Genomic DNA, 20,764 nt, shown 5'->3' on the forward strand with positions numbered 1-20,764 from the left:
ATAGGTCATCACCCAAATGAACGAACCTTATTTTTCCATACTCAAAGATCAGGCCGCAGGCATCCCGAACGTCACTGTGCGCACCGCGTTCGACCGCCTCATCGAACTGCATCGGGACCTCATGGCGACCACCGCCAAAGTCCGCGGCAACACGGATCTCAGCGCGCAGGGCAGAACCAAGAAAGCCCGCGATGAGGCAAAAACGATCTCTTGGAAAGTGATCCGCGCCAAGGCGTTCGCGTCGCGGCTCAATGAGCGGATCGACGAGAAGCGCGCCAAGCTCGAACTGCCCGCGATCGACAAGACCGACGCAGCCGGCGCGGTGCTCCGCAGCCAGGTTCGTGACCGCCTGCCGAAGTCCGCGAAGGAACTCAAGGCGTTGGTTCCGACTATGTCGCTGCTCTATTTGCAGACGCTTCTCGAAGCGCCTGAACTCGTCGGCGCGGATCGCGAGATCGCCGAAGCGGCGCGCACCCGGGCAATCAACATTGTCCACCCCGGCAAGCTCGACGAGTTGGAGCGCGAACGCGCCGCCGTGCAGCTCCTGACCAACGCAACGGCCGCGGCTGCCGACGCTATGCGCGATCTCGCCGAGCTGCCGAATGTGCACGCGCTCAACGACTTCCTGAACCAGAGCGTTCCAGATCAACGCCACATCCAAGCTGACGTCGAGCGGGAAACCGAACTCGCCGCGGCGTAACCAGTCAACCTGACAAAGAGGACATTCCAAATGATCAAGAAACTCGACGCGGACTCCGCGGCAAAGCAGGTGACCGAAGCATTGCAGCCGGTTAGCGATTTCCGCGTTGTCCAGCCCACCGATCCCCGCCAAGCACCGCCGGTTAAGCAGCCTCTGCCGGGGCCGCTTGAGCAAGCGCTCGGCATCAACCAGCCTTGGAAAAAGCCGGGCAATCCGTGAAGGCCGAAACATGCAGTATTTTGAAAGCAGCTTAACTCGCCGCCGGCAGGACGTTCCGCAGACCGTCAATGCCGGTGACTCAGTTTCCATCGAACTGCTCCAAGGAGAGCGTGTCGTAGTCTATTCGAGGTCAAGCAACGACACCGGCGAACTCGCTGTTGATTCGATGGGTCAAAGCTTCGCCGCACAGCAGATCCCCGTCCCCGCGAACGGCCAAGCGTCCTTAGGACCCGTCCCCGACAAAGGCCGGGTCGTCGTGAGAGTCACCGCCAAGACTGGCTATATGCAGGTGTCGGTATCATGACAAAAATCGGCGAAGTAAAGAACTGGAACGACGACCGCGGGTTCGGATTCCTGCGCGTCGACGGGCACGACATTTTTTGCCACGCTTCGGCGCTTCCGCGCGGCACGACCAGGCTCGAAGTTGGCACGCATGTGGGATTTGACATCGGAATCAACGAGCGAACCGGCAAGCCTATGGCTACCAAGGTCAGGCTGGTTTGATGACCGACGCACTCAAAGAGATCATTCGCGACTTCGAAACCGAGCTGCTACGCGGTGTCCGCAGCGTGACGGCTGAACGAGCAACCGAGCTGCACCTTCCTCTGGACAAGATCGAAGTCCATTAAGGGCGCGCGCCGCAATTTCATAACGGTCATGGGGCGCGTTTATTTCGCCTTAGGCAGATCGCCGGCGGTCCGCACCAGGCGGTCCGCCTTTACCAGCACGCGATCATCAGCCGGCTGCGGTCGCAGTGAAAAGCTGATCGCGACAAAAGCGACGCAGAGCACTATGCCCGCCGCCATAGCGCGCATGTAGGCCGGCCTATCGGCATTGTAAAACGAGGGCGGGCCGCTCCTCATCGCCTGCCGCGCGAATTCAGCCGGGGAGCGCTTTTGCAGCTGTTCAGCTTCGAGATGCTCGATGGAAAGTACACGGTAGTGAGCCGCCATCTCACGATAGTGTTGTCGTGAGGAACGATCGATCGCCCTCTCAGCGCGCTTTTCAAACGCGCGGGCGCGGTCGGCAAGTTCTGTTGCCTTTGACATCGGGCACCTCATTATAAGGCGATCCGCTGGACACCAATCGATTGGTCGGCCGACGCGTCTATTCGGTTCAACGCAATTGGCGACCCGCCGGTTCGCGCTGGCGGGCCTATGTGTTAGCGTCTTGGAGTGCCGCGCCGATCGTGCGGAACGTCGCGGCACCGGCCGCAGGAGCTGTCATAGGCGGCGCCTGCGGCCTTTGTTCTCGTCGGAATGCTCTCGTGCGGACTTGATGTCCGTCTTTGGGCGGCGACCCCTTGATCCAGAACTTCAGCCGGCTACCGCGGTAGGGTTGATCGCTGTGCGCGTGATCAAAAACTGAACGATCAGGAAAGTCTGGCCGCCGATTCCGGGGCTATCAGTAACCTCAACGCGCCAGTTAAGGTCCTGCCAAAACGGTCCATCTGGTTCCTCGTTGAGAATTTGGCGGATCAATTCGATCGCCGCTTTTTGCGCTGCGTCGATATCTGGAAGGTCTAGCCCGACGTCATCGAACACGGAAATGCCGCCGTGAGCGTGGAAGAAGAAGCGGGTCATCCGCACGACTCCCCTGCAATGGACCGCAGCGAGAGCGCCCGATCTCACTCCGCCAATGTGGATGCCCAGATCAATAGGCCGACGGTGGAACCCGGACGGCGGCTCTTTTGAGGGAGATGAATACCCTTAATGGGTAGGATTCTGGTCAGAACCCGAGCCGGCGGACTTCGCCTGGTCGAAGCGCATCTGATTTCACGCGCAGGCGGTGCTGCAAGAGCCTCGTGTTGTGCCCGTCGCCGACGACCCGCGCGACCGCTTCGGCCGCCTTCTCAGGCTCGACCGCTGCAACCCAGTATGACCTTTCCCCGGCGGGCGAGATGACCACGATTATGGGTAAGCGGACCATCATCAAAAAATTCCGCACTATGCTCGTCGGCGGTTGTGCCGCTAGTCCCTAAAAGATACGCCGCCGGAGCTCCGAAATACGCCGTCTCGGCGGCGCCCTGTTTCAATCTGGGCCTGTGAAATCCCCAGCAGCTAAGCATCAGCAAGGGCAGTGCCAGAGACGCTTGCAAAGGTGTATCTTTCAGCAACGGCGGAGCTTGATTCGTCATGCTGGAAGCCATTCTCCTTTTACTGGGAATTGGGGCGGCGGCTCTTGTGCTGATCGCCTTTTGGGGACTGCATCGCCACGTATAACGGGCTACGCCCCTTAAATGCCTGGCGGGGTCAGGGCGAGCTGGGGCTAGCGAGTGCCCTTGGGGAAGGGCACCGGGAAAACTTGGCAATACACAACCAACGTTCCTATCCCCAGGGAAAGGTTTTTCGAACCCGCCGGATCACACTGGCGGGCCTTTGTGCTAGCACCCCGGCGCGCCGCGTCGATCGTGCGTAACGTCGCGGTGCCGGCCGCGGGAGCTGTCTAGAGACGGCGCCTGCGGCCGATATTCCGGGAGCCGCGCTCAGTCAGCCGCCGTTCATCATCCCGGCTGCAAGCTTTTCCCATGGAGACGCGCAAGGAGATTTTGACCCGGCTCGCAGCAGGGTTGGATGGCCTGGGGATGGAGCAAGGGTTAAGAGTCGGAGAGCGATACGTCGAACGCGCATTCGGCGGGACAGGTGCTATCGCCATTGCGGAGGCCGAAGCTTTCGCTCGCGCCCATGGCTGCGCATTCCAGTACAATCGGATCACGCGAGAGGGGATGTTCTCTCGATCCTATCCGCCCGGCGGTCGCGCGTAACCTCTGCGATGGCGATGAAGGGTCACTGCTGGCGGGCCTAGCACTCCCGGCGCTCTAGTCCGCAATTGGATCGGCAGCCGGGAGCATCGGGGCTGGAATGCAAGCCCGTGCCATGTTCGCGCTCTAACTGCAATCTCGAGCTTGGCGAGCCGGTATTTTCACGGAATCCATTTTCGGAACGGGGTGCTTTATTGAAAGAACACCGGCGATTTAAGTACCGATTTCTACTTTGTCCGGGATGGCCGCAGTGGGGCTGGAACCACGCTGCGGCTTTTCCCATTGGACCGCGTCACAAATCACGCGGTTCAGGCTGGCGGGTTAGTCCACTGGAGCGATCGTGCGGCCGCAGGCGCTGCTCTGCGGCCGGCGCCTTTTCGCGGAAAGATGGCCTGCTTTATTCTTGAGCAACCATGAGGTGTATTCACGGGCGGAACACGCCACTATATATTACCGAAATTTCCCGGTCTTGGCACGATTTGCATAGACGCCAATTCCAACCGGACGCATGCTTACCCGTCTAGATTGTGGAGGGTGCATCGTGATCGAGCGACTTATTCAGACGGGCATTGTCGCGGTAGGCGCCATCAACACCGGCCTAATCGTCTGGCTGATCCTGACGTTGTAAGGCCGCCAACTGAGGCGGCCTCTTATTGATCCCTCTTCAGCTTACGCCCGCCCCAATGCGGCTCTTTTCCCTTGGGGTTGAACCCCGGGACGTAGTGTCGGTTCAGCGCCCGCATGATGCCGATCCGGGCGAAAATCGTCGGGCCGCCACGCTCGAGCACCAGGAGCAAAGCCTCCATCGCTGCCAGCCATTCCGGCGCATCGTGCTCCTTCTTCGGTAGCCCGGCGATGTACTCGCCAGCATCGCGGAGCGTGGCCAAAGTGCGATCGCCTATCCTGATCGGATCCTCGAAAGGCCGCCGCCAGCCTGTCTTCATCCGGTGTGCTTCACACTGTCCGCGATTGCGCGTTCAACTTCTGACGCGAGAACCGTCAGGTGATCGGCCAGCCTCGTGAAAAGCTCTCGTTTCTTCGGGTCAGTCGCCAGATCGCGGATGAGAGCGCACTCGGCCGCCTCTGTGCGGAGCTTTTCCAACTGAGCCTGCATGTCTTTCATTGCAGCTACTCCGTTCCCAGACGGGAACCGTATAGCCAAGGTGCGGAAGCGAACAGAGCTGATTGCCGAATTTTCCTAGGATGAGTGGGCCGGACCTGCGCAAGGTCCGAGCACCTCCAGCGGCCCCGGCCCATGCCCCCCCAAAAGCCTCCGCGGCCGGGGCCGTCTTTAAACGTCGGCGCAGTGGGGCCCGCCGGTTCACCCGCGCTGGCCTAACTCATCCGATGCTGTGGTTCTTGGCGTGCAGCCTGGTCGGGTCCCCGGTGATCTGCTCGACATAGTCGCCGATCGCGTCGATCAGTCGACGCGTGTAGCCAGCCGTCCGTTCCCTGATCAGGTAGCTGCGAAGCCGATCCAATTCGACCAACTCAGCCTCGACCGCTTTAACCCGCGCTTCCGCGTCGCGCTGGCGCCGCCTTTCCTCGTGCCAGGCGTTCGCGGCCGCTCGGTTCTCTGCTTGGGTCATGGATCAGAGAATAAGCAAATCCGGTCGTATGACCATTCGCTGGATATTGTCGGCGAGCGGACGCCCCGACACAGCCGATTGGTCAAGATCACTAGTAAAAGCAGCAGCCTTCGTTGACGGTCAACATGCAGTGTTGACAAATTCCATTAATCCGAAATATCTGTTGCCGCCGCCTCTCGTTTGTGGTTCCATGCTTGCGGGGAATCACACAGGGGCTTGCATCACCATGATTCAGACGATCCGCGCGAGCTATCCTGGCGCCGTTGCGCTGCGCACTATTGCCGACTTGGATATTTACGAGACCGCCGTCGAGAAATTCGCTGGCGGCGGAAGCCGTGTCGAACTCATGATTGCGCTTGTGGGGCTTGGCGTTCCGGCCAACCAGATCCGCGCGATCGCGGCCTATCCTGGTAAATGGCTGCCGGCGATCTGTTGTGAATGATCATAGCGCCAACACGCGCAAGGAGGATCATGTGACGTATACCATCGGATGCCGATACACCGACTACGACAAAAAGGCCTTCATCATCGAGAAGGAAACCGCCGCCGAGGCTCTCGCTACGGCCGAAAACCTCGAAAGGAGCGATGTCCGGATCGAGTACGTCGACACTCCCGAGCACGGACGCCTCGATATGTGGGGCTTTCGAAAGCTGTACAAAACTGCGACGACCTGAGACGTTAAGCGACGATTAAGGGAATCGAGCGCATCATTGAACTGTCGACGAACCTGCCAAAGGCTTGATTGCCTGCGGCGGGATTTTTTGCGTTCAACACGGAGTAATTCCCATGCTGACAGTCGAGGAGTTCTGCCGGCGGTATCGTATCCACCGGGCCACGTTTTACCGGCGGTGCGCGGAAGGCAAAGGGCCGCGCGTCGTGAAGATCGGGAAATGCACCCGCATCAGTGAGGCTGCCGCGGCCGACTGGCTGGCGGCACACGAGTCAACCGTGACCGGTGCGTTATGACCGAGCTAAACCAAGCCTGTGAGCATGCCTATACCCTGCTCCGAGAGCACATCGAACGCTATCGTCAGGAAATCGTTGTCGAGCCGATGGCGTGGCGGACGCGCTGCAAGGAGCTGGTCGAAAATCTCGACTGGCTTGAGTTCTGCCGGAGCCATCCGCTCCCTTGGTCACCCAAGCAGCTTCCGCCGCCGACCGGTTGGCCGACATAACGAAACGGCCCCGGATCAAGATTGATCGCAGGGCCGCGGAACGTCTCGGTAAATTGCTTGGCGGCCTTTACCTAGCACGTTTCGCGTTTTTTGCAATCAGATTTTGGTTTCGGAGCTCCAAAGCAAGGAGTCCCCGACGATGTTAACGAACGAGATTGAAATTGTTCTATCGCCCGCTGGTGAAGCCGCGCTCACGCGGATGATGGCGGCCAAGCGCGAAAACGGATCGCCATCGGCACGGCACTTTGCCAAGCGCAAGCGCGCACATCGGCCGACACCCACCGAACGGCCGCACCGCCCCGATTGGTGGGACGCACCGTCCAAGCCAATCAAATTCACCAAATCGTTGAAGCACGTCCGGGCAGAGATCGATGCCGCCGTGGTCACACAGCGCGCGCTCGCCGACACCGCGAAGGCGCAGTGGCTGGCGTTCAACGGACAGGCGACACAAGAGCAGGTCGACGCCTGGAATTCCAAATATGGAAAAATCTACATCCCCAACTTCGCGGAGTTGCAGCCTGTGACGATCGTCCCTTTCCCGAAACAGCCCGCACCCACCAACTTGATTCAGTCGTCGGGCCAATTCGTCCGCGATTTTGTGCCGCCTGATTATGTCGTCGACCGGATCTTTCAGCGGCGGTTTTGCTACTCGATGACCGCCAAGACAGGGGGCGGCAAGACCGCAGCGGCCATGCGTCTCGCCGCACACGTAGCGACGGGACGTTCGATCGGGAACATCGAAGTGGAAAGGGGCACGGTGATTTACGCGGCCGGCGAGAACCCGACGGACGTGCAGGCGCGGTGGCTCGGCGTGACCCAAGAGATGGGAATCGACCCGGAGACCGTGGACGTGCATTTCATCAACGGTGTGGTGAAGATTTCGGAGAACGTCGCGAACATCGAAGCCGAGGTGGCAGCGAAGAAACTGCAACCCACCCTGGTCATCGTCGACACGGTCGCCGCGTATTTCGAGGGCGACGACGATAACGATAACGTTCAGATGGGCAACTATGCGCGATTGCTGCGCTCCATGACGAACCTGCCCGGCGGGCCGTGCGTGCTCGCTCTGGCGCATCCGACCAAGCGCGCGGCCGATGACGACCTGATCCCAAAGGGCGGCGGGGCGTTTCTAAATGAGGTTGACGGCAACGTGGCGCTGCGGCGGAACGGCCAAGTGATCGCCTTCGAAGCCCTCGGCAAGTTCCGCGGCCCTTCGTTCGAGCCGGTCCATTTCGAGTTGGTGACCGTGCAGCACCCTAAGCTACGGGACACCAAGGGGCGTGCCATTCCGACCGTCGTTGCGCGACCGGTCTCGGATATCGGCATCGTGGAGCGTGAGCGGGCGAACGAGCGGGACGAGGATGCGTTACTGAAGGCCATCGATCAGCATCCGCGCAAAAGCCGCCGCGATGTCGGCAAGCTGCTCGGGATGAGCGACAGCCGCGTGTACCGGCTCGCGCAAAAGCTGGAGCAACAAAAGCTAATTCGCACAGAGCGCAGCGGTTGGACGTTGACCGGGGCCGGCGAGCGGGAGCTTAACGCCATGGATTCGCGTGGTTCAGCCCTGAACCAGCCACCGCTTCCGCCAGCACGATTTCCAGGTGCAAATTGAGCGAACCAAGGGGCGAACCAAAACCGAACCAAGAGAGGCAAAAACCTCTTGGATATCAAGCTGGTTCACCTGAACCACTCCATGAACCACGGACGATACGATGGGGGGCATTTATGCCCCATCATCGTCTGGTTCGGTTCACCCATATCCCTATAGGTGAACCAGTGAACCAACGAACGCTAGTCAACGTGGAAGTGAACTGGAAAATGATCAGTCCATTCCGTTTAGTGGACTTTTATCTCCGCTTGCGTGAGGTCGCGATTGGGAGTGGAGACGGATATTGATCTAACGGCGTCACGCAAGATGCCGAATCCGGATATGGAACCGTGTAAGCTATTTGAGTGATAGTCGGAGAACCGGCGTGAGGACCGTACGCCACTTCGCTGTCATGAGGTCGAACAGTGATACTCTCTAAGTTACCCTTTAGACCATAATAGAAGACTTGAACTGATTTAAAGTGGTGATGGTTGCGAAGCAGATAAGGACCGCCGCCAGTGTTAACGATCTCGATCGCGCTGGCAGCGTCGGTAATATTGATCGGAGGGTTACAAACGGACCCTTCCCAATGAACAGAGAATCTTTGGGTATAGCCGTTCTCGACCTTGCACCCGAGTTGGACGGTCGCGTCTGGGCCCACCGAGACGTTCTTGAAGTCTCTACTGGCGTAGCCGGGAGCGCGCTGTTCTACGCAATACTTAACGTTCGTCGCAGATGCAGTACTATTTTTTATACCCAGCATGGGATTTCCGTTACTGCACGAGCCTACGACTCTTATTTCTTGAGTCGCTATCGAATTGCCACATACCTGCGCATTGGCACACTCAAAACAGATCATAGAAAACAAAAGCACACCCACAATCTTCCCGAGCATAATTCAGCCTCTCCCTGCCGACTGTGGCCAGCATGCTGTAATTTGCGGATGCAATCTAGTGCCATAAATGTACCCGGCCGCTTTCGAGCCCGTTCTTAAATCCGCGCGCTCTTTCTCACCGTTTCGCGCTACTTCACCCGCTCAAGTTGACGCGCTTTAGTTCTACTGACTAGTGCTCCGTTACGCAGTGTTACGCTAATTGCAGCACTTTAGGTGATTCACGGATTCTTTGGTATGCTGGGGTAAACATCAGGGTATCGAAACGCGAATCCGCGTGGCCAAATCGCAGGTGAGTTGAGTAATGGGCAAGACCGGCCCGAAGTGTAGCGTCTGCAATTCCAAGCACCGCCACCAGATCGAAATTGGACTTGCGCACGGCATCGCGCACAATGCCCTCGCCCGCCGCTTCAACTTGAGCGCTGATGCGGTCGGCCGGCACGCTGCCAACCATGTCAGCCCGGCAATGCGTGCGGCGATCCTGACCGCACAGAAGCCCACCGAGCTCGATCTAGACGCGTTGCAGGCAAGTGAGCAGGAAGGCTTGCTGTCCCAGCTCGTGCACCAGCGCGCCCGCTTGCAACAGCATGTGTCCACGGCGATCGACTTCGGCGACATCAAAGCGGCCATCAGCGCCGAAGGGGCGATCACCGCCAACCTGGCCCTCGTCGGCAAGCTCTTGGGCATGATCGTGCAGCGCCATGACGTGCGCTCAACATCGCTCCTGATCAGCGCCGATTACCTGGCTATGCGCCAGGCGATCGTCACCGCCCTGCGTCCCTTCCCTGAGGCTGCCCGCGCCGTCGGTGCGGCCCTCCACCGTATGGAGAAGGACGCGGCCGCTGCGATCACGGAGCGCGCCGGCAAGCCGCACTTGCTCATCGAGGCTACCCCGAACACTCTGCCGCCCTGCCCGGTGCCGGCCCCATGCTGATGGCCGCTGACATGGCCCGCGCGCTGGATCCGGCCCTGCTCGCCCGCGATGCGGATATCGAGCTTGACGACTGGCAGGCCGACTTCGTGCGCTCTACCGCCTCGCAGATCGCTATGCTGATCCCTCGGCAGCACGGCAAGACCGAATCCGCGGTCATGAAGGCTCTTTCGGTCGCCACCACCGAGCCAGAAAGCCTGATCCTGATTGTCTCGCCAGCGCAGCGCCTGTCCGACGAGTTCGTGCGCCGCGCCCGCCTGGCGTATGGCCGCATCCCGAACGCGCCGGCCTTGGTCGGTGACGCCGCGCGGCGCATCGAGCTTGAGAACAAGGCTCGCATTCTCGCCCTACCCGGCGACAACGATGGCGACACGCTCCGCGGCCTGGCCAACGTCCGCATGGCGATCATCGACGAGACCTCCCGGTGCTCCGACGCGCTGATCACGGCCGTTCGCCCGATGCTGGCCACCAACGCCAACGGCCAATTGATCTATCTCTCGACCCCCGCCGGCAAGCGCGGCGTCTTCTATGAGACGTGGCGGTCGGGCGATCCCGACTGGCACCGCATCCACGTCAAGCTGGGGTCGTGCCCCCGCATCACGCCAGAATTCCTCGCACGCGAGCGCAAGAACTTGGGCGAGACCAAATTCCGCGAGGAGTACCTTTGCCAATTCCTCGACACCGAAGACGCCGCGTTCTCGACATCGATCATTGACGCAATGTTCACCAATGAGGTTCGGCCGCTATGGATGTGATCACGACCGCTGATGGCTGGCGTAGCATCTACGCCCGTCCGGTCGACCGCTGGTTCGTCGGCGTCGACCTTGGTCAGAGCACTGACCCTACCGCAATCAGCGTCATGAACCATCGAGTGTTACCGCTCGACGGATGGGACATGATCGAAAAGACGCAGACGCGCCGACAGAAAAAGGTTGTGCATTTCGACGTGCGCCATCTGGAGCGCCTGCCGCTCGGCATGTCGTACCCGCAACAGATTCAGCGCGTGGTCAACCTGTTGGCTCGCCCGCCGTTGAACGCGCTGCGGCCCAAGCTGGTAATCGACGAAACCGGTGTCGGTCGACCCGTCGGCGATATGTTCGATGCTGCCGGCCTTTGGCCAAGTCGGATCACAATCACGGCCGGTCTTGAGGCGACACAGCATGGCGGCAAGTCCTGGCACGTGCCCAAGGGCTTGCTGATCTCGAACCTTGAAGCGCATTCGCACAGTGGAGAACTGCGCATCGCGGCGGCCGCCAACGATGCCGCGGCGCTCAAGGAAGAACTGAAGGACTTCAAACGGAAGATTTCTGAGGCTGGCCGCACGACCTACGCGGCGCGCGTCGGCGCTCATGACGACTTGGTGTTGTCAGTCGCCATAACGCTATGGATGGCGACGCAGGGACCGGAGATGAGCGTCAACGAGTTGTTGGTCTAGCGTTTACCCCATGTGGCTGGTCCGGATCGCTGATTCCGCTGTGCCAGATCATGGCGAATTTCTCGCGTTTTTCCGCAGGCAGCATCCGTGCATTTCCAAACTTCACGCTGCCCATGCATGTCCACGTGATCGAGACGCCACGACCGTGCGCCGCAAAATGGGCAGACATCTCCCGGTCGCTTACCGTTCAGTTGAGATTCCAGCTCGGCGACCTTGGCTTCGAGTGCTTTCGTTCGATCCGGTATCGTTCCAAGCTCCTTCCAAAGAGGAACGTCGTTAAGCCACTTTCGAACGTCATCTAAAACACCCATCGCAAAGTCCTCTCAACTCGTCAGGTCTTCAAATATCTTTTTCCAGCTCTCGACTGCGCTCCCATCGAACCTTGTGGGACTAGCCAAAGCTCTTTTTTTAACCTCCCGCGAAAGCGATACCTTCCAGCCGTCGTTGAGGCCAACAGATTGAGATTTAGCCCAAGCTTGTATCTGGGGTACGATTGGTGCGCCCGGTTTAGCTACGTCGGCGAACGGTACGTCGGCCTTGCGTTCCCATCTGTCCACAACTTCGACCATAAAAGGGAATGGAATCAAATCTTCGATCTCCGATTCCGCAAACGAGACGTATTTTTCAGTCTGAAGGATCCGCCCCTTCTCGGCTTGATACAGCCCGTTTTTTAGATCTTGCGCCATCTTCTTGCCTGCCGAGTCACTGTCTAACAAGACAAGCGGCAGCTTTTCATCAGTACTTGCCAGGATGCTAGCGATGGCCTTCGCGTTGCCGGCGCCGTGACAGGGCGGAAAGACAATTTCGCGCTTCGGCGCAATCGATCCATTTGCGACCAGAATTGTCTTCATCATTGTGAGGTAATGCTGATCAGACGGCCCTTCCACGATGACGGGCTGACAACCATACAGAATGCTCTCCGCGACGTTCATATTCAGCGAAGAGTAGATCGCATAGGTAGCTCCTAAACTTCGTGGATCCTCGCTCCCTCGACGGAGGTCTGATGAGGCCTTTGTAGACCCGTCGTCCGCGACGAAAACCTTCCGGACGCGGTCTAGCATGTCCGCCTCAACCAGGAATGGGGAATGCGTGGTGTAGATTAATTGATTTGTGCCTGCCAAGTTATCGAAGAATGCTGACAGGTCTCGTTGTGCAAGGGGATGCAATGAAAGGCCCGGTTCGTCCAGAAGCAGAATAGCGTTCCGGTGATCGGCAGCGCTTTCTACTAAGAAAATCAGGTAAAAACTTAAAAACCACTGCAGCCCGCTGCTGCGGTCTTCAAGCTCGATGCGCTCGGGGCGTTTGGAATCGCTAACCCAAATACGGAAGTGATCTCCGTCAGCCTGGAAATCAAACGTGTAATCGCCCTGCTTCCACCAGGCGCGGAATTCTCGGGTCAACTCGGTGCCCGCAGAATTCAGAAGAATGGTGCGCTCTCTTTTCTTTGTTGCGATCTCAGCGATCTCGTCTTCGGACGGCTTCCGATTTGCCTCTTTGAAATCCCGCCCGAGTTCAAGAATCTCTTCCGGCTGTAGTCTTACGAACTTGAAGAGGACGCGAAGTGTCCGCGCCTTGGCCGCCTCTTTCACTCCCAGGTCAGTTCGCTTGAGATTTTCCACGACGTGAGGCAGGTAGATTTCGGAGTCTAAATTTCCGTAATTTGAATAGTAGACGAACCTAGGAACATTTTTCCAGACGAGGTCGTGCACGCCTTCGACTAGATGCGGAGACGGCTTCTGCAGATCATCTTGGATGTGCTGCAGATCCTCAATGAGCCGCTTCATTCTCGGGACGATCGTACTTGTTGGTGCGACCGACTCAGGAACGGAGGCTGTCAGTGATGAAACCAGACTGCCAATATCTTTGCCTGATTGCTTTTCCTTGGATTCAATCGCTTGTTCAGCCTCTTGAATTGCACTCAACAAGGTGGAGTGCAGGCTTGTTTCCTTCTGTCGAGGCGTTGCAACTGACAAATCTTGCCTTGCGGCCGCTATCAGCGAAGACACTCCGCTGGTATCGATCTCTCGAACCGGATCATGCTTGGGAAATCTCACGTCCGTTGTGTTCGCAAAACTTCGCCCAACTTGGACAACGTCGAGCTTCTCCGGGGAAACGCCAGTCATCTCGGCAAGCCTTGTGACGAGATTCGGCGGAAGCTCGAATTCAGCGACAATAAAGCGGTAGTATTCAGGGTCATCACGAACCGCGCCGAAGTACCCCTTAGGATAATCCGAAGTTGGAACGATTTCTCCTTCTCGGGCGGGATTTAACTTCCAAAGGGGAAGCAACAAGTTGGTTTTTACCCGACTCGTTCACCCCTATGAGAGCCGTGACCCGCTCTACATCAATCCATCCGCTGTCCCTGACGGATCGATAATCCGAGACCTTAAATCGAATGAGCTTCACGGCAATTCTCCACCATCAGGCAAAAAGCTGGAATCATTGGCTTATGGTGCCATGGTGAGCTTTTAGTCGGGCAATTTGCAGCGAGGCTCTCCCGCTATCCACAGTTGCAATGCGGTGGACGGCGCGGGACGATCGCGTTACCCTATCCGTTACCCTTGGGAAAATCCGGATGCCCTGGAATCCGGCTAAGTGTTGGTCGGAGCGAGAGGATTTGAACCTCCGACCCCTAGTCTCCCAGGCTCACGTCACGCGGTCCGGGATCAAGTGTGCAATTATACCGATTATCGGAGATCGGGTTCGCGACCCTCGTGGTGCAACCTTTTGCTCACACAACACCACTACAATACGCCAACAAAAGCGAGCGAGCGGACGCAATCGTGCCGGGACGATGCGGGCGATTTCAATGGAATATCGTGTCAAACGTCCCGATCGGGTCTTTTCTGTTGAACTTTCTGGAACCTGCCAAAGTCCTCCCGACAGGGATGATCATGCCGAAGATCACAACCAGCCAAAGTATGGGAACGCTGATCGCGGATGAGCGCAAGGGTCCACGGCTGCCCCAGGAGCAGCTTGCGGCCTGACGGGAGTCGGCGTGCGTTTCGTGCGAGAATTGAAAGCGGAGAAGAGAGCTGTCAGCGCGGTCGCGCGCTTCAGGTCGCGGCCGCATTGGGTCCCACCGTCTCGGTTAGCAGATTTCGAGAGACGCCCCGAGACAGCGCGGTTTCTCGGCATACAATTCGTTCTCCGCCATGCAATTGAGACGAGCACGCGAACTCATGAGGTAAGCGGTTGGTGATGCCGCGCGTCTCGAGTTGCGAGGGTATCGTGGCGTCTGTGGGGGCACGGTGATCGAGATTGCCATTGGCGAGGTCGTCATGCGCGCCGGCATGGGATGCGAGCGAGGCGCACTTGCAGCGGGTGAACCGGACGGTCCGTTCGGCATGATCCCTCAGGTCTGAAATTATTCCTGGCCAGCCATCCAATCGACTTCCGCAAAGGGAATCGATGGCCTTATTGCGCTTGAGGCACGGTCAACTACCAACCCTTGCAATTGATCTCGACGACAGAAACATATCACTTTCGACTGATGAACGTCGGCCAATCAAACGCGCTGGCAAGGACTCGGCATGCAAGACCAATCAGGACAAACTGTTGCCGCCGGTGGTTCTGTTTCACGCATGGCTTGCACACTCACCAAGATGCTGCGCGCACAAATCTGCTGCAGCAACGAACTCTCGTTCCTCATGGAAGCGCATGACGGCCTCTCCGCAGCAATGGCTGAACTCACAGGTTTCAAGGGGCTCTGGGCATCGGGCCTATCGATAGCCTGCGCTCTAGGCTCCCGCAACGTCAACGAAGCATCGCGGAGCCAACTTGTCGACATCGTCGAGCGGAGAGTCCGATGCTAAAATACCTTTGGGATCCAGCGAACGCCATAACAATTATAGGTCTTCTCTTTTCCTCTACCAGCCTATTTCTTGCTCTCTCCGAGCACCTCGAGCTATCTGTGGCAGTTGCGCTTTGGGCTGTTCTATCGGACCACCTGGACGGGTATGTGGCAGGTCGTACCAAGGGTCGCGACCCAGATGTTGCAAAAATGGGAGCGAGCCTCGACGGGTTTGCGGATATGGTCTATGGAGCCGTTCTGCCTGCGGTAATTGTGGTGAAAGTCAGCCAAGCCTCACCTCTCGCCCTTGCGATCGCAACCGCGCTACTGGTGGCTGGCGCAATAAGGCTTAGCTACTTTGTGAACTTTGGCAGGTCGTGCAATGAATGCTTCCTGGGCGTTCCCTTGTCTTACGACGTGCCGCTCCTGGCGCTCGTATTTCTTCTTAAGCCTCTCATTCCTGCTGAAGCATTTTCTGACGTCGTGAACATTGGCTTCTTGCTGCTCGCTATGCTATGGCGCATGTCGCGCCTGTTCGTGTGCCACCACTCAGCGCAACAATGTATACGGCAATAGGCATCTTCGCCGTCGCATCATCGGTGGCTTTAGCTAGTCGGTCCTTTTGATCGCGGATGGAAGTATGATCCAGCGAGTGAGCTGCTGCGTGTTGCAGGCTTCCTTACCATGCAGGTCACATGATGAGTCTCGCCAACTGCAGTGTGCGCGCACCAGTCTTATTGCCGGGCAACTTTTCGCGAAGCGGGCTCCTCGATGCTTATAGCCGTGAGCTAATCGAGAGAACGCGATCGTTTTGGAATTTTCGTTAGCCCTGAAACGTTTCAGCTAGTCTCACTTCATGAACAGCACAGCACAAATCAACGTACCGCTTAGGTCGGACGACGTCTTTGACCTCATCAACCGATTCCCCGGCGGCTATTGGAAATATGACATCAAGGACTTCGTCCTTCTGGTGAATCCCTATTTTCCGCCGCAAGCGTTCCTTGACGAACTTAAGGACGCTCTACCGCGGCTTATCACCTGCTATCCCTCTCCTAATGTGCAGATGGTTCAGCTTCTTGCGGATGCGGTGAAGATTCCGGCGAATAATCTTGTCATTTGCAATGGCGTGGCTGAACTGATCCCCATCCTGCTTGGTCGACTGGGTATGAGGATTGCGGTCCCGGTCCCAACCTTCAATCCTTATGAAACCACCGCCTTGCCCGGGCGGTTGTCACGCTTTATCCTGCCAGCGCCAGATTTTGAACTCGACGTGCACTGCTATGCAGAATTTGCGCGTACAAATGGTGTCGACGGCGCGGTCGTGATATCGCCGAATAATCCAACGTCGCGGATGGTTCCCTATGCGGATTTGCTATATCTCGCTTCCGCGCTTCGAGCTCAACAGCAACTCCTATTGATCGATGAGTCATTCATCGAATTTAGTGAAGTCGGACGAAGTGCGAGCCTGGAAAATCACTTGCTCGAATTTCCCAATGTGATTGTTCTCAAAAGCCTGGGAAAGATTTACGGGACATGCGGTTTGCGGATCGGGTATGCGGCATCGGCAAATGCAAAGACGATGAACGAAATTAGAGCCGCCCTCCCCACGTGGAATGTCAATACGTTTGCTGAGTTTTTTCTAAGCAAGCTTCCTCACCTTGCGCACGCGGCAGAGCAGAGTTGGATGAGGGTGGGCAGCGACAGGAACAAACTATACGAAGAACTGCGCAGCATCGACGGAATGAGAGTTCTGAAGCCCGACGCAAATTTCGTGTTCTGCGAACTCCCGCCCCATTGGCCGGATGGGGACGTGATCGCCGCAAAACTTTTAAAAGATGGACGGATATTGATCAGGCACAATGGCGGCAAGACGCTTCAGAATGGCAAACGATTCTTGCGCATCGCAAGCCGCACTGAAGACGACAATAAGTTCTTGGTGGAAGCACTGAAAGACGTCGCTGATTAGCGCGCCCGGTACCGAGCCTTCGAATTCGCCTGCGCAGCTTCCCGAGACCTCCTTCAGCACTGAGCGAAAGGCACAGCCGCGGCTCCGCCGGAGCGGGGCATCGTCGCCTCCGCCGCTTCCACTGCTCCACCGAGTGATCGAGCTCGCCGTCTCGATCGACGTAAATCATTAAATTAGTTCAGCGAGACTCCTCGGCTCTCCGTCCCGCACTCCTGGCCGTGGCATCGAAAGGCGCCCCCTGGCGGAGAGGGAAATCGTTACGCTCCCGAAGCAAGGACTGCGAGCTCCGTGTTAGGCGGCACGCCGAGATCTTAGGGCAGACTGACGAAGTAGCGGCGTACTAGCTTTGCAAGATGCCGTTCGATTCCGGTGCGCGCGCGACCGGGTCGTAGGACTCATCAACGAGCTTTCGATCCAAATCGAACAGTCCGAAGCGTTTGCAGGATATTCGGAAACGAACCTTGAGCCACAGCTCTGGACGAAGTAGCGCAGGCGTTTGCTTTTGGAGCCGCCGCGCGCCCCTGTTTGGGATCGTCTGTTGACCTTCAGCTCGAGACAGAGAAAGCGGCGGAGCCAGCGTCGGAAAAATCAAACACGTAGCCAGGAGCTCAGACAAAGTCGACGAGGTCGTCAGTGAGCTGCAGGTTGATGGACCGAAAGCCGCTCACGACGTGCGTCCGCGCATCGGATTGATGATCTTAACTCCGGTGAAATCTCTCTCGTTATTCGTTACAACGGTACAGTCGTTGGCTCCCGCAACGGCCGCGATGATCATGTCGAGCCCGCGGCGCGGCTGTCCGGCGATTTTGCCCTCCGCCATCAGGCGCGCCCAGATAAGCCCGGCCTTCTCGTCGAATGACAGAATGCGGTCCGCGAACAAGGCCTGAGGTCCCTCCGGACCGGAGAACCATGCATCGAGAGCGTGCTGCTCTTCCCGCGGGGCTTTTCAAGGATGCGGCGCCGGATTTCCGCGACCGTCAGTGATGCGATGAATAGATCCTCGTCTCGTTGCGCTGCCATCCAGGCCAGCAGTGACTCTGACGGCTGCGGCTTGACGACGTTACTGATGATGTTTGTGTCGAGAAGATATCGCGTCACAGATCGACCTTGCGCCCTTTTTCGCGCGGGCGCGTCAGGTCGAGATCGGCGTCGACGAGTGGCGAGCGTCGCAATGCGTTCAAGATGCCACCGGGCTTGGAGGGCGAGACGGCCTGTTAAACCATGCGCCGGAGATTACCAGCTTCCGGCCCTTCATCAGTCAGCTTGCGCGCAAGCGCTCTGATGAGGTCGCGATCGGTCTCGAGGGCTTGGAGTTCGAACCGCACAATGCCGCGCTTCGTCAGCCGGGATCGGTAATTTTCGATCGCCCTTTTCTGTGCGCTCTTGCTACTGATCGCCTCCTTATCATATCTCGTTATATTTCCGAATATTCGGTTCAAGGCTGCCGTTCGTCGGTGACGGCGAGAGTGGTGCCGGCGAGATCCTGCCGCCGTCGGCACAAACCGTTGGCCTCTACATGACCGCCTGCGCTTTGGGCGCGGCGACGACCGATCGCAAGGCCCTCGACGATCGAGCGCCGGCTCTCGGCCCTGATCTGGAATTATGCTCAGCGCGGAACGCCGCTCGACCGCGCGCATGGGCATATCGCGACCGTGCTTGCCGGTATCCGCAACACCCACGCCGCCCCGCCCAGCAGAAAGAAGCCGTCCAGCCCGAGGATGTCATCGCCCTGCTCGAAGCTCGATCCCGGCACGCTCCGCGGTCTGCGCGATCGCGCGATGCTGCTCATCGGCTTTGCCGGTGGCTTACAGCGCGGACATCGTCGGTTTCGACGTCGACCGCAGCGACACCGAGGACGGCGAAGGCTGGGTCGAGATCCTAGACAAGGGCCTGATCGTCGCCCTGCGGACCTGGCTGAAGCTGGCGCGGATCGGCCACGGTCAGCTGTCCCGCCGGATGCGCGGTCGAGGCAAGGACGTCCAGCCCAATCGCCTGACCAACCAGCTGTCGCGCGGCTGGTCAAACGCGCGGCCCTTGCCGACCGGCGTGCGCGCCGATCTGCCGGAGGCGAGCGCGAGACGAAGTTTGCCGGACATTCACTGCGCGCTGGCCTCGCCTCCTTGGCCGAGGTGGACGAGCGCTACGTCCAGAAGGAGCTCGGCCATGCCAGCGCGGAAATGACTCGCCGCTACCAGCGGCGCGAGCGCTTCCGCGTCAACCTCACCAAGGCCGCGGCCTCTGACGCTGAAATACCCTCCCTCATCTGGACGCGGCTTGAGATTACCTGAAAAGCGCAGAAAACCGCCGTTACCCCCCGGATTTGACCATTATATAGCTAGACAGTCTAGCTAGGAGGTCTCGAAGATGGAATGGCCACTACAAGACGCCAAGAATCAGTTCTCCAAGGCGGTGCAGAAGGCGAGGACGGAAGGCCCACAGATCGTCACACTGCGGGGCGAGCGCGCTGCTGTTGTATTGTCGGCCGCCGACTACGACGCGCTGCGTGCCGGTCGACCGACCTTGGTCGACGACTTGCTAGCCGGTCCAACTTCGGACGACGAACTCGCCGAGGCAGTCACGCGGCGTGCCAAGACGCCAAGCCGCCAAGCCGCAACGCGGCGCTCTGATGTATCTCGTCGACACCAATGCCGTCTCGGAGGAGCGGCGGGGTTCTCCGCAGGCGACAGCGTGGCTGCGCTTGGTCGACCCGGCCACGATCCATCTCAGCACATTTACCTTCAGCGAGATCATGCGTGGCATTGCGCTCAAGCAGAAATCCGACTCGAAGGCAGCCGGTCATCTCGCCGAATGGCTTCGCAAGCTACGCCACGATCACGCCGATCGTATCCTTCCAGTGACTGACCAGATCTCGGTGGAATGGGGACGGATCGCGGCCATCCGGCCGCGCGGTGACGTCGATGGGCTGATCGCAGCAACCGCGATCGTCCACGACCTCATCCTCGTGACCCGCAACGTCGCAGACTTCGAGGACACAGATGCCTCGATTATCAATCCCTGGGATGCGAGGACCTGAAGGAGCAGCCCAGGCTCGTCCAGGCCCGGACGTCTTGCCGCCCCGTTTACGAATTCAAGCTCGGTCGCGCCAATTCAGGCGAAGCGCGCATGCTCATCACCTCGCCCATCGCCAATCTGAGCTCGTCTGGGCGTCATTCAGTCCGACATGGCCGGTATAGGCCGCGAGGGCCGCCGAATTTCAGCGCGACCAACACGGTTTCGCTGCCCAACTCCCGCGAGACGTGCTTGGCCGCATGCGTTTCCAGCACGGAAACAGCCGACTGAATGAAGGTTCGCCGAGCTCATCGATCAGATCGTCGAACGCGGCAGAGAACGGCTCGGCCGCGGCACTGGCGGGGTGTTTTCGGACGGCCAGGGTCACCTTGCCGACCACCTCGTCCACCAAGCTAACGATCTCACCGGCGCGCGCTTCCTGGCGCGATGCTCCGCCCGCGTTCGCGCAGCGATGCGGGTGTTAATCGTGAGACCTGAGCGATCATCGCCAAAGATCGTCATGATCCGCACCGTTTGCCCCATAGCATAGTCAAAGATTAAGAAGAGGAGACCGGGCTCCACTTCAAAATCCCACTCATTTCCGAACTCACATCACATCGCGCACAAAACGCAAACCATCACCTCCATATGGTGACGGCCGGTGGGCGGGTCGAATTCAACCTTCTGCAATGAGAAGTGGTCCCGT

The 20,764-nt window shown here is 58.6% G+C and carries 22 protein-coding genes and 5 pseudogenes; 19 read left to right on the forward strand and 8 right to left on the reverse strand.

Features of this window, described 5'->3' with window-relative positions:
• Nucleotides 1-16: 16 nt before the first annotated feature.
• Genes ACVWW6_RS44830 through ACVWW6_RS44850 form a run of 5 tightly spaced genes read left to right on the forward strand, consistent with a single transcriptional unit; the run spans nt 17 to nt 1,548 of the window.
• Nucleotides 17-700, forward strand: a complete 684-nt coding sequence (locus ACVWW6_RS44830; protein WP_441232616.1) for a hypothetical protein — start codon at nt 17-19, stop codon at nt 698-700.
• Nucleotides 701-730: 30 nt separating this feature from the next.
• Nucleotides 731-919, forward strand: a complete 189-nt coding sequence (locus ACVWW6_RS44835) for a hypothetical protein (protein ID WP_441232615.1) — start codon at nt 731-733, stop codon at nt 917-919.
• 10 nt (nt 920-929) lie between these two features.
• The gene (locus ACVWW6_RS44840) at nt 930-1,223 is read left to right on the forward strand and encodes a hypothetical protein (RefSeq protein WP_441232614.1); all 294 of its coding nucleotides are present in this window, start codon (nt 930-932) and stop codon (nt 1,221-1,223) included.
• Nucleotides 1,220-1,423: a cold shock domain-containing protein gene (locus ACVWW6_RS44845; protein ID WP_441232613.1), complete on the forward strand. Its 204-nt coding sequence runs from the start codon at nt 1,220-1,222 to the stop codon at nt 1,421-1,423. Before ACVWW6_RS44840 ends, ACVWW6_RS44845 begins: the two co-directional genes overlap by 4 nt.
• The gene (locus tag ACVWW6_RS44850) at nt 1,423-1,548 is read left to right on the forward strand and encodes a hypothetical protein (protein ID WP_441232612.1); all 126 of its coding nucleotides are present in this window, start codon (nt 1,423-1,425) and stop codon (nt 1,546-1,548) included. Before ACVWW6_RS44845 ends, ACVWW6_RS44850 begins: the two co-directional genes overlap by 1 nt.
• Nucleotides 1,549-1,587: 39 nt before the next feature.
• On the opposite strand, the gene ACVWW6_RS44855 is transcribed toward ACVWW6_RS44850, so the two are convergent.
• The 5 genes from ACVWW6_RS44855 to ACVWW6_RS44875 all read right to left on the reverse strand — a co-directional run bounded on the left by ACVWW6_RS44855 (nt 1,588) and on the right by ACVWW6_RS44875 (nt 5,269).
• Nucleotides 1,588-1,968, reverse strand: coding sequence for a hypothetical protein (locus ACVWW6_RS44855; RefSeq protein ID WP_441232611.1), 381 nt, complete (start codon nt 1,966-1,968; stop codon nt 1,588-1,590).
• A gap of 267 nt (nt 1,969-2,235) precedes the next feature.
• The gene (locus ACVWW6_RS44860) at nt 2,236-2,502 is read right to left on the reverse strand and encodes a DUF6894 family protein (RefSeq protein ID WP_441232610.1); all 267 of its coding nucleotides are present in this window, start codon (nt 2,500-2,502) and stop codon (nt 2,236-2,238) included.
• A 1,828-nt stretch (nt 2,503-4,330) separates the two neighbouring features.
• Entirely contained in the window at nt 4,331-4,624 is a 294-nt protein-coding gene (locus ACVWW6_RS44865) for a hypothetical protein (protein ID WP_441232609.1), read from the reverse strand.
• Nucleotides 4,621-4,803 (reverse strand): hypothetical protein, encoded by a 183-nt coding sequence (locus tag ACVWW6_RS44870; RefSeq protein WP_441232608.1) that lies wholly within the window; start codon nt 4,801-4,803, stop codon nt 4,621-4,623. The genes ACVWW6_RS44865 and ACVWW6_RS44870 overlap by 4 nt, the downstream gene beginning before the upstream one ends.
• A gap of 217 nt (nt 4,804-5,020) precedes the next feature.
• Nucleotides 5,021-5,269 (reverse strand): hypothetical protein, encoded by a 249-nt coding sequence (locus tag ACVWW6_RS44875; RefSeq protein ID WP_441232607.1) that lies wholly within the window; start codon nt 5,267-5,269, stop codon nt 5,021-5,023.
• Between the two features lie 226 nt (nt 5,270-5,495).
• Here ACVWW6_RS44875 and ACVWW6_RS44880 point away from each other — a divergent pair, with 226 nt between their 5' ends.
• From ACVWW6_RS44880 to ACVWW6_RS44915, 8 genes are all read left to right on the forward strand, one after another.
• Nucleotides 5,496-5,711: a hypothetical protein gene (locus tag ACVWW6_RS44880; protein WP_456683068.1), complete on the forward strand. Its 216-nt coding sequence runs from the start codon at nt 5,496-5,498 to the stop codon at nt 5,709-5,711.
• A gap of 31 nt (nt 5,712-5,742) precedes the next feature.
• Nucleotides 5,743-5,943 (forward strand): hypothetical protein, encoded by a 201-nt coding sequence (locus ACVWW6_RS44885; protein WP_441232605.1) that lies wholly within the window; start codon nt 5,743-5,745, stop codon nt 5,941-5,943.
• A gap of 112 nt (nt 5,944-6,055) precedes the next feature.
• Nucleotides 6,056-6,235: a helix-turn-helix domain-containing protein gene (locus ACVWW6_RS44890; RefSeq protein ID WP_441232604.1), complete on the forward strand. Its 180-nt coding sequence runs from the start codon at nt 6,056-6,058 to the stop codon at nt 6,233-6,235.
• Nucleotides 6,232-6,444, forward strand: a complete 213-nt coding sequence (locus ACVWW6_RS44895; RefSeq protein WP_456683069.1) for a hypothetical protein — start codon at nt 6,232-6,234, stop codon at nt 6,442-6,444. The genes ACVWW6_RS44890 and ACVWW6_RS44895 overlap by 4 nt, the downstream gene beginning before the upstream one ends.
• A gap of 139 nt (nt 6,445-6,583) precedes the next feature.
• Nucleotides 6,584-8,056: an AAA family ATPase gene (locus tag ACVWW6_RS44900; protein WP_441232603.1), complete on the forward strand. Its 1,473-nt coding sequence runs from the start codon at nt 6,584-6,586 to the stop codon at nt 8,054-8,056.
• A 1,172-nt stretch (nt 8,057-9,228) separates the two neighbouring features.
• On the forward strand, nt 9,229-9,858 hold the full coding sequence (locus tag ACVWW6_RS44905) for a hypothetical protein (protein ID WP_441232602.1): 630 nt from the start codon (nt 9,229-9,231) through the stop codon (nt 9,856-9,858).
• Nucleotides 9,852-10,610: a terminase large subunit domain-containing protein gene (locus ACVWW6_RS44910; protein WP_441232601.1), complete on the forward strand. Its 759-nt coding sequence runs from the start codon at nt 9,852-9,854 to the stop codon at nt 10,608-10,610. The genes ACVWW6_RS44905 and ACVWW6_RS44910 overlap by 7 nt, the downstream gene beginning before the upstream one ends.
• A complete protein-coding gene (locus ACVWW6_RS44915) occupies nt 10,601-11,290 on the forward strand; it encodes a hypothetical protein (protein ID WP_441232600.1) in 690 nt (229 codons plus the stop codon). Before ACVWW6_RS44910 ends, ACVWW6_RS44915 begins: the two co-directional genes overlap by 10 nt.
• Before the next feature lie 323 nt (nt 11,291-11,613).
• On the opposite strand, the gene ACVWW6_RS44920 is transcribed toward ACVWW6_RS44915, so the two are convergent.
• Nucleotides 11,614-13,581 carry an AAA family ATPase gene (locus tag ACVWW6_RS44920; RefSeq protein ID WP_456683070.1) on the reverse strand — a complete coding sequence of 656 codons (1,968 nt, stop codon included), beginning with the start codon at nt 13,579-13,581 and terminating at the stop codon, nt 11,614-11,616.
• Nucleotides 13,582-14,895: 1,314 nt separating this feature from the next.
• On the opposite strand from ACVWW6_RS44920, the pseudogene ACVWW6_RS44925 reads away from it, so the two are divergent.
• The 3 genes and pseudogenes from ACVWW6_RS44925 to ACVWW6_RS44935 form a co-directional block, all read left to right on the forward strand.
• Nucleotides 14,896-15,096 (forward strand): annotated as a pseudogene (locus ACVWW6_RS44925) (isocitrate lyase/phosphoenolpyruvate mutase family protein); the annotation flags it as partial.
• A gap of 2 nt (nt 15,097-15,098) precedes the next feature.
• Nucleotides 15,099-15,659 (forward strand): CDP-alcohol phosphatidyltransferase family protein, encoded by a 561-nt coding sequence (locus ACVWW6_RS44930; RefSeq protein ID WP_456683071.1) that lies wholly within the window; start codon nt 15,099-15,101, stop codon nt 15,657-15,659.
• Between the two features lie 280 nt (nt 15,660-15,939).
• Nucleotides 15,940-17,049, forward strand: a complete 1,110-nt coding sequence (locus ACVWW6_RS44935; protein ID WP_456683072.1) for a pyridoxal phosphate-dependent aminotransferase — start codon at nt 15,940-15,942, stop codon at nt 17,047-17,049.
• Nucleotides 17,050-17,713: 664 nt separating this feature from the next.
• Here ACVWW6_RS44935 and ACVWW6_RS44940 read toward each other — a convergent pair.
• A pseudogene (locus ACVWW6_RS44940) lies at nt 17,714-18,147 on the reverse strand (PIN domain-containing protein).
• Nucleotides 18,144-18,443 (reverse strand): annotated as a pseudogene (locus ACVWW6_RS44945) (hypothetical protein). Before ACVWW6_RS44945 ends, ACVWW6_RS44940 begins: the two co-directional pseudogenes overlap by 4 nt.
• An 83-nt stretch (nt 18,444-18,526) precedes the next feature.
• Here ACVWW6_RS44945 and ACVWW6_RS44950 point away from each other — a divergent pair.
• The 3 genes and pseudogenes from ACVWW6_RS44950 to ACVWW6_RS44960 all read left to right on the forward strand — a co-directional run.
• Nucleotides 18,527-19,337 (forward strand): annotated as a pseudogene (locus ACVWW6_RS44950) (tyrosine-type recombinase/integrase); the annotation flags it as partial.
• Between the two features lie 76 nt (nt 19,338-19,413).
• A pseudogene (locus ACVWW6_RS44955) lies at nt 19,414-19,662 on the forward strand (type II toxin-antitoxin system Phd/YefM family antitoxin); the annotation flags it as partial.
• Between the two features lie 13 nt (nt 19,663-19,675).
• Entirely contained in the window at nt 19,676-20,083 is a 408-nt protein-coding gene (locus ACVWW6_RS44960; protein ID WP_456683252.1) for a PIN domain-containing protein, read from the forward strand.
• Nucleotides 20,084-20,764: the final 681 nt, after the last annotated feature.

The organism is Bradyrhizobium sp. USDA 3311 (assembly GCF_054062495.1).

Coding starts and splice junctions, on each gene's coding strand:
- ACVWW6_RS44830 (WP_441232616.1), top strand. CDS start 17: ATGAACGAACCTTATTTTTCCATACTCAAAGATCAGGCCGCAGGCATC.
- ACVWW6_RS44835 (WP_441232615.1), top strand. CDS start 731: ATGATCAAGAAACTCGACGCGGACTCCGCGGCAAAGCAGGTGACCGAA.
- ACVWW6_RS44840 (WP_441232614.1), top strand. CDS start 930: ATGCAGTATTTTGAAAGCAGCTTAACTCGCCGCCGGCAGGACGTTCCG.
- ACVWW6_RS44845 (WP_441232613.1), top strand. CDS start 1,220: ATGACAAAAATCGGCGAAGTAAAGAACTGGAACGACGACCGCGGGTTC.
- ACVWW6_RS44850 (WP_441232612.1), top strand. CDS start 1,423: ATGACCGACGCACTCAAAGAGATCATTCGCGACTTCGAAACCGAGCTG.
- ACVWW6_RS44855 (WP_441232611.1), bottom strand. CDS start 1,968: ATGTCAAAGGCAACAGAACTTGCCGACCGCGCCCGCGCGTTTGAAAAG.
- ACVWW6_RS44860 (WP_441232610.1), bottom strand. CDS start 2,502: ATGACCCGCTTCTTCTTCCACGCTCACGGCGGCATTTCCGTGTTCGAT.
- ACVWW6_RS44865 (WP_441232609.1), bottom strand. CDS start 4,624: ATGAAGACAGGCTGGCGGCGGCCTTTCGAGGATCCGATCAGGATAGGC.
- ACVWW6_RS44870 (WP_441232608.1), bottom strand. CDS start 4,803: ATGAAAGACATGCAGGCTCAGTTGGAAAAGCTCCGCACAGAGGCGGCC.
- ACVWW6_RS44875 (WP_441232607.1), bottom strand. CDS start 5,269: ATGACCCAAGCAGAGAACCGAGCGGCCGCGAACGCCTGGCACGAGGAA.
- ACVWW6_RS44880 (WP_456683068.1), top strand. CDS start 5,496: ATGATTCAGACGATCCGCGCGAGCTATCCTGGCGCCGTTGCGCTGCGC.
- ACVWW6_RS44890 (WP_441232604.1), top strand. CDS start 6,056: ATGCTGACAGTCGAGGAGTTCTGCCGGCGGTATCGTATCCACCGGGCC.
- ACVWW6_RS44895 (WP_456683069.1), top strand. CDS start 6,232: ATGACCGAGCTAAACCAAGCCTGTGAGCATGCCTATACCCTGCTCCGA.
- ACVWW6_RS44900 (WP_441232603.1), top strand. CDS start 6,584: ATGTTAACGAACGAGATTGAAATTGTTCTATCGCCCGCTGGTGAAGCC.
- ACVWW6_RS44905 (WP_441232602.1), top strand. CDS start 9,229: ATGGGCAAGACCGGCCCGAAGTGTAGCGTCTGCAATTCCAAGCACCGC.
- ACVWW6_RS44910 (WP_441232601.1), top strand. CDS start 9,852: ATGCTGATGGCCGCTGACATGGCCCGCGCGCTGGATCCGGCCCTGCTC.
- ACVWW6_RS44915 (WP_441232600.1), top strand. CDS start 10,601: ATGGATGTGATCACGACCGCTGATGGCTGGCGTAGCATCTACGCCCGT.
- ACVWW6_RS44930 (WP_456683071.1), top strand. CDS start 15,099: ATGCTAAAATACCTTTGGGATCCAGCGAACGCCATAACAATTATAGGT.
- ACVWW6_RS44935 (WP_456683072.1), top strand. CDS start 15,940: ATGAACAGCACAGCACAAATCAACGTACCGCTTAGGTCGGACGACGTC.
- ACVWW6_RS44960 (WP_456683252.1), top strand. CDS start 19,676: ATGTATCTCGTCGACACCAATGCCGTCTCGGAGGAGCGGCGGGGTTCT.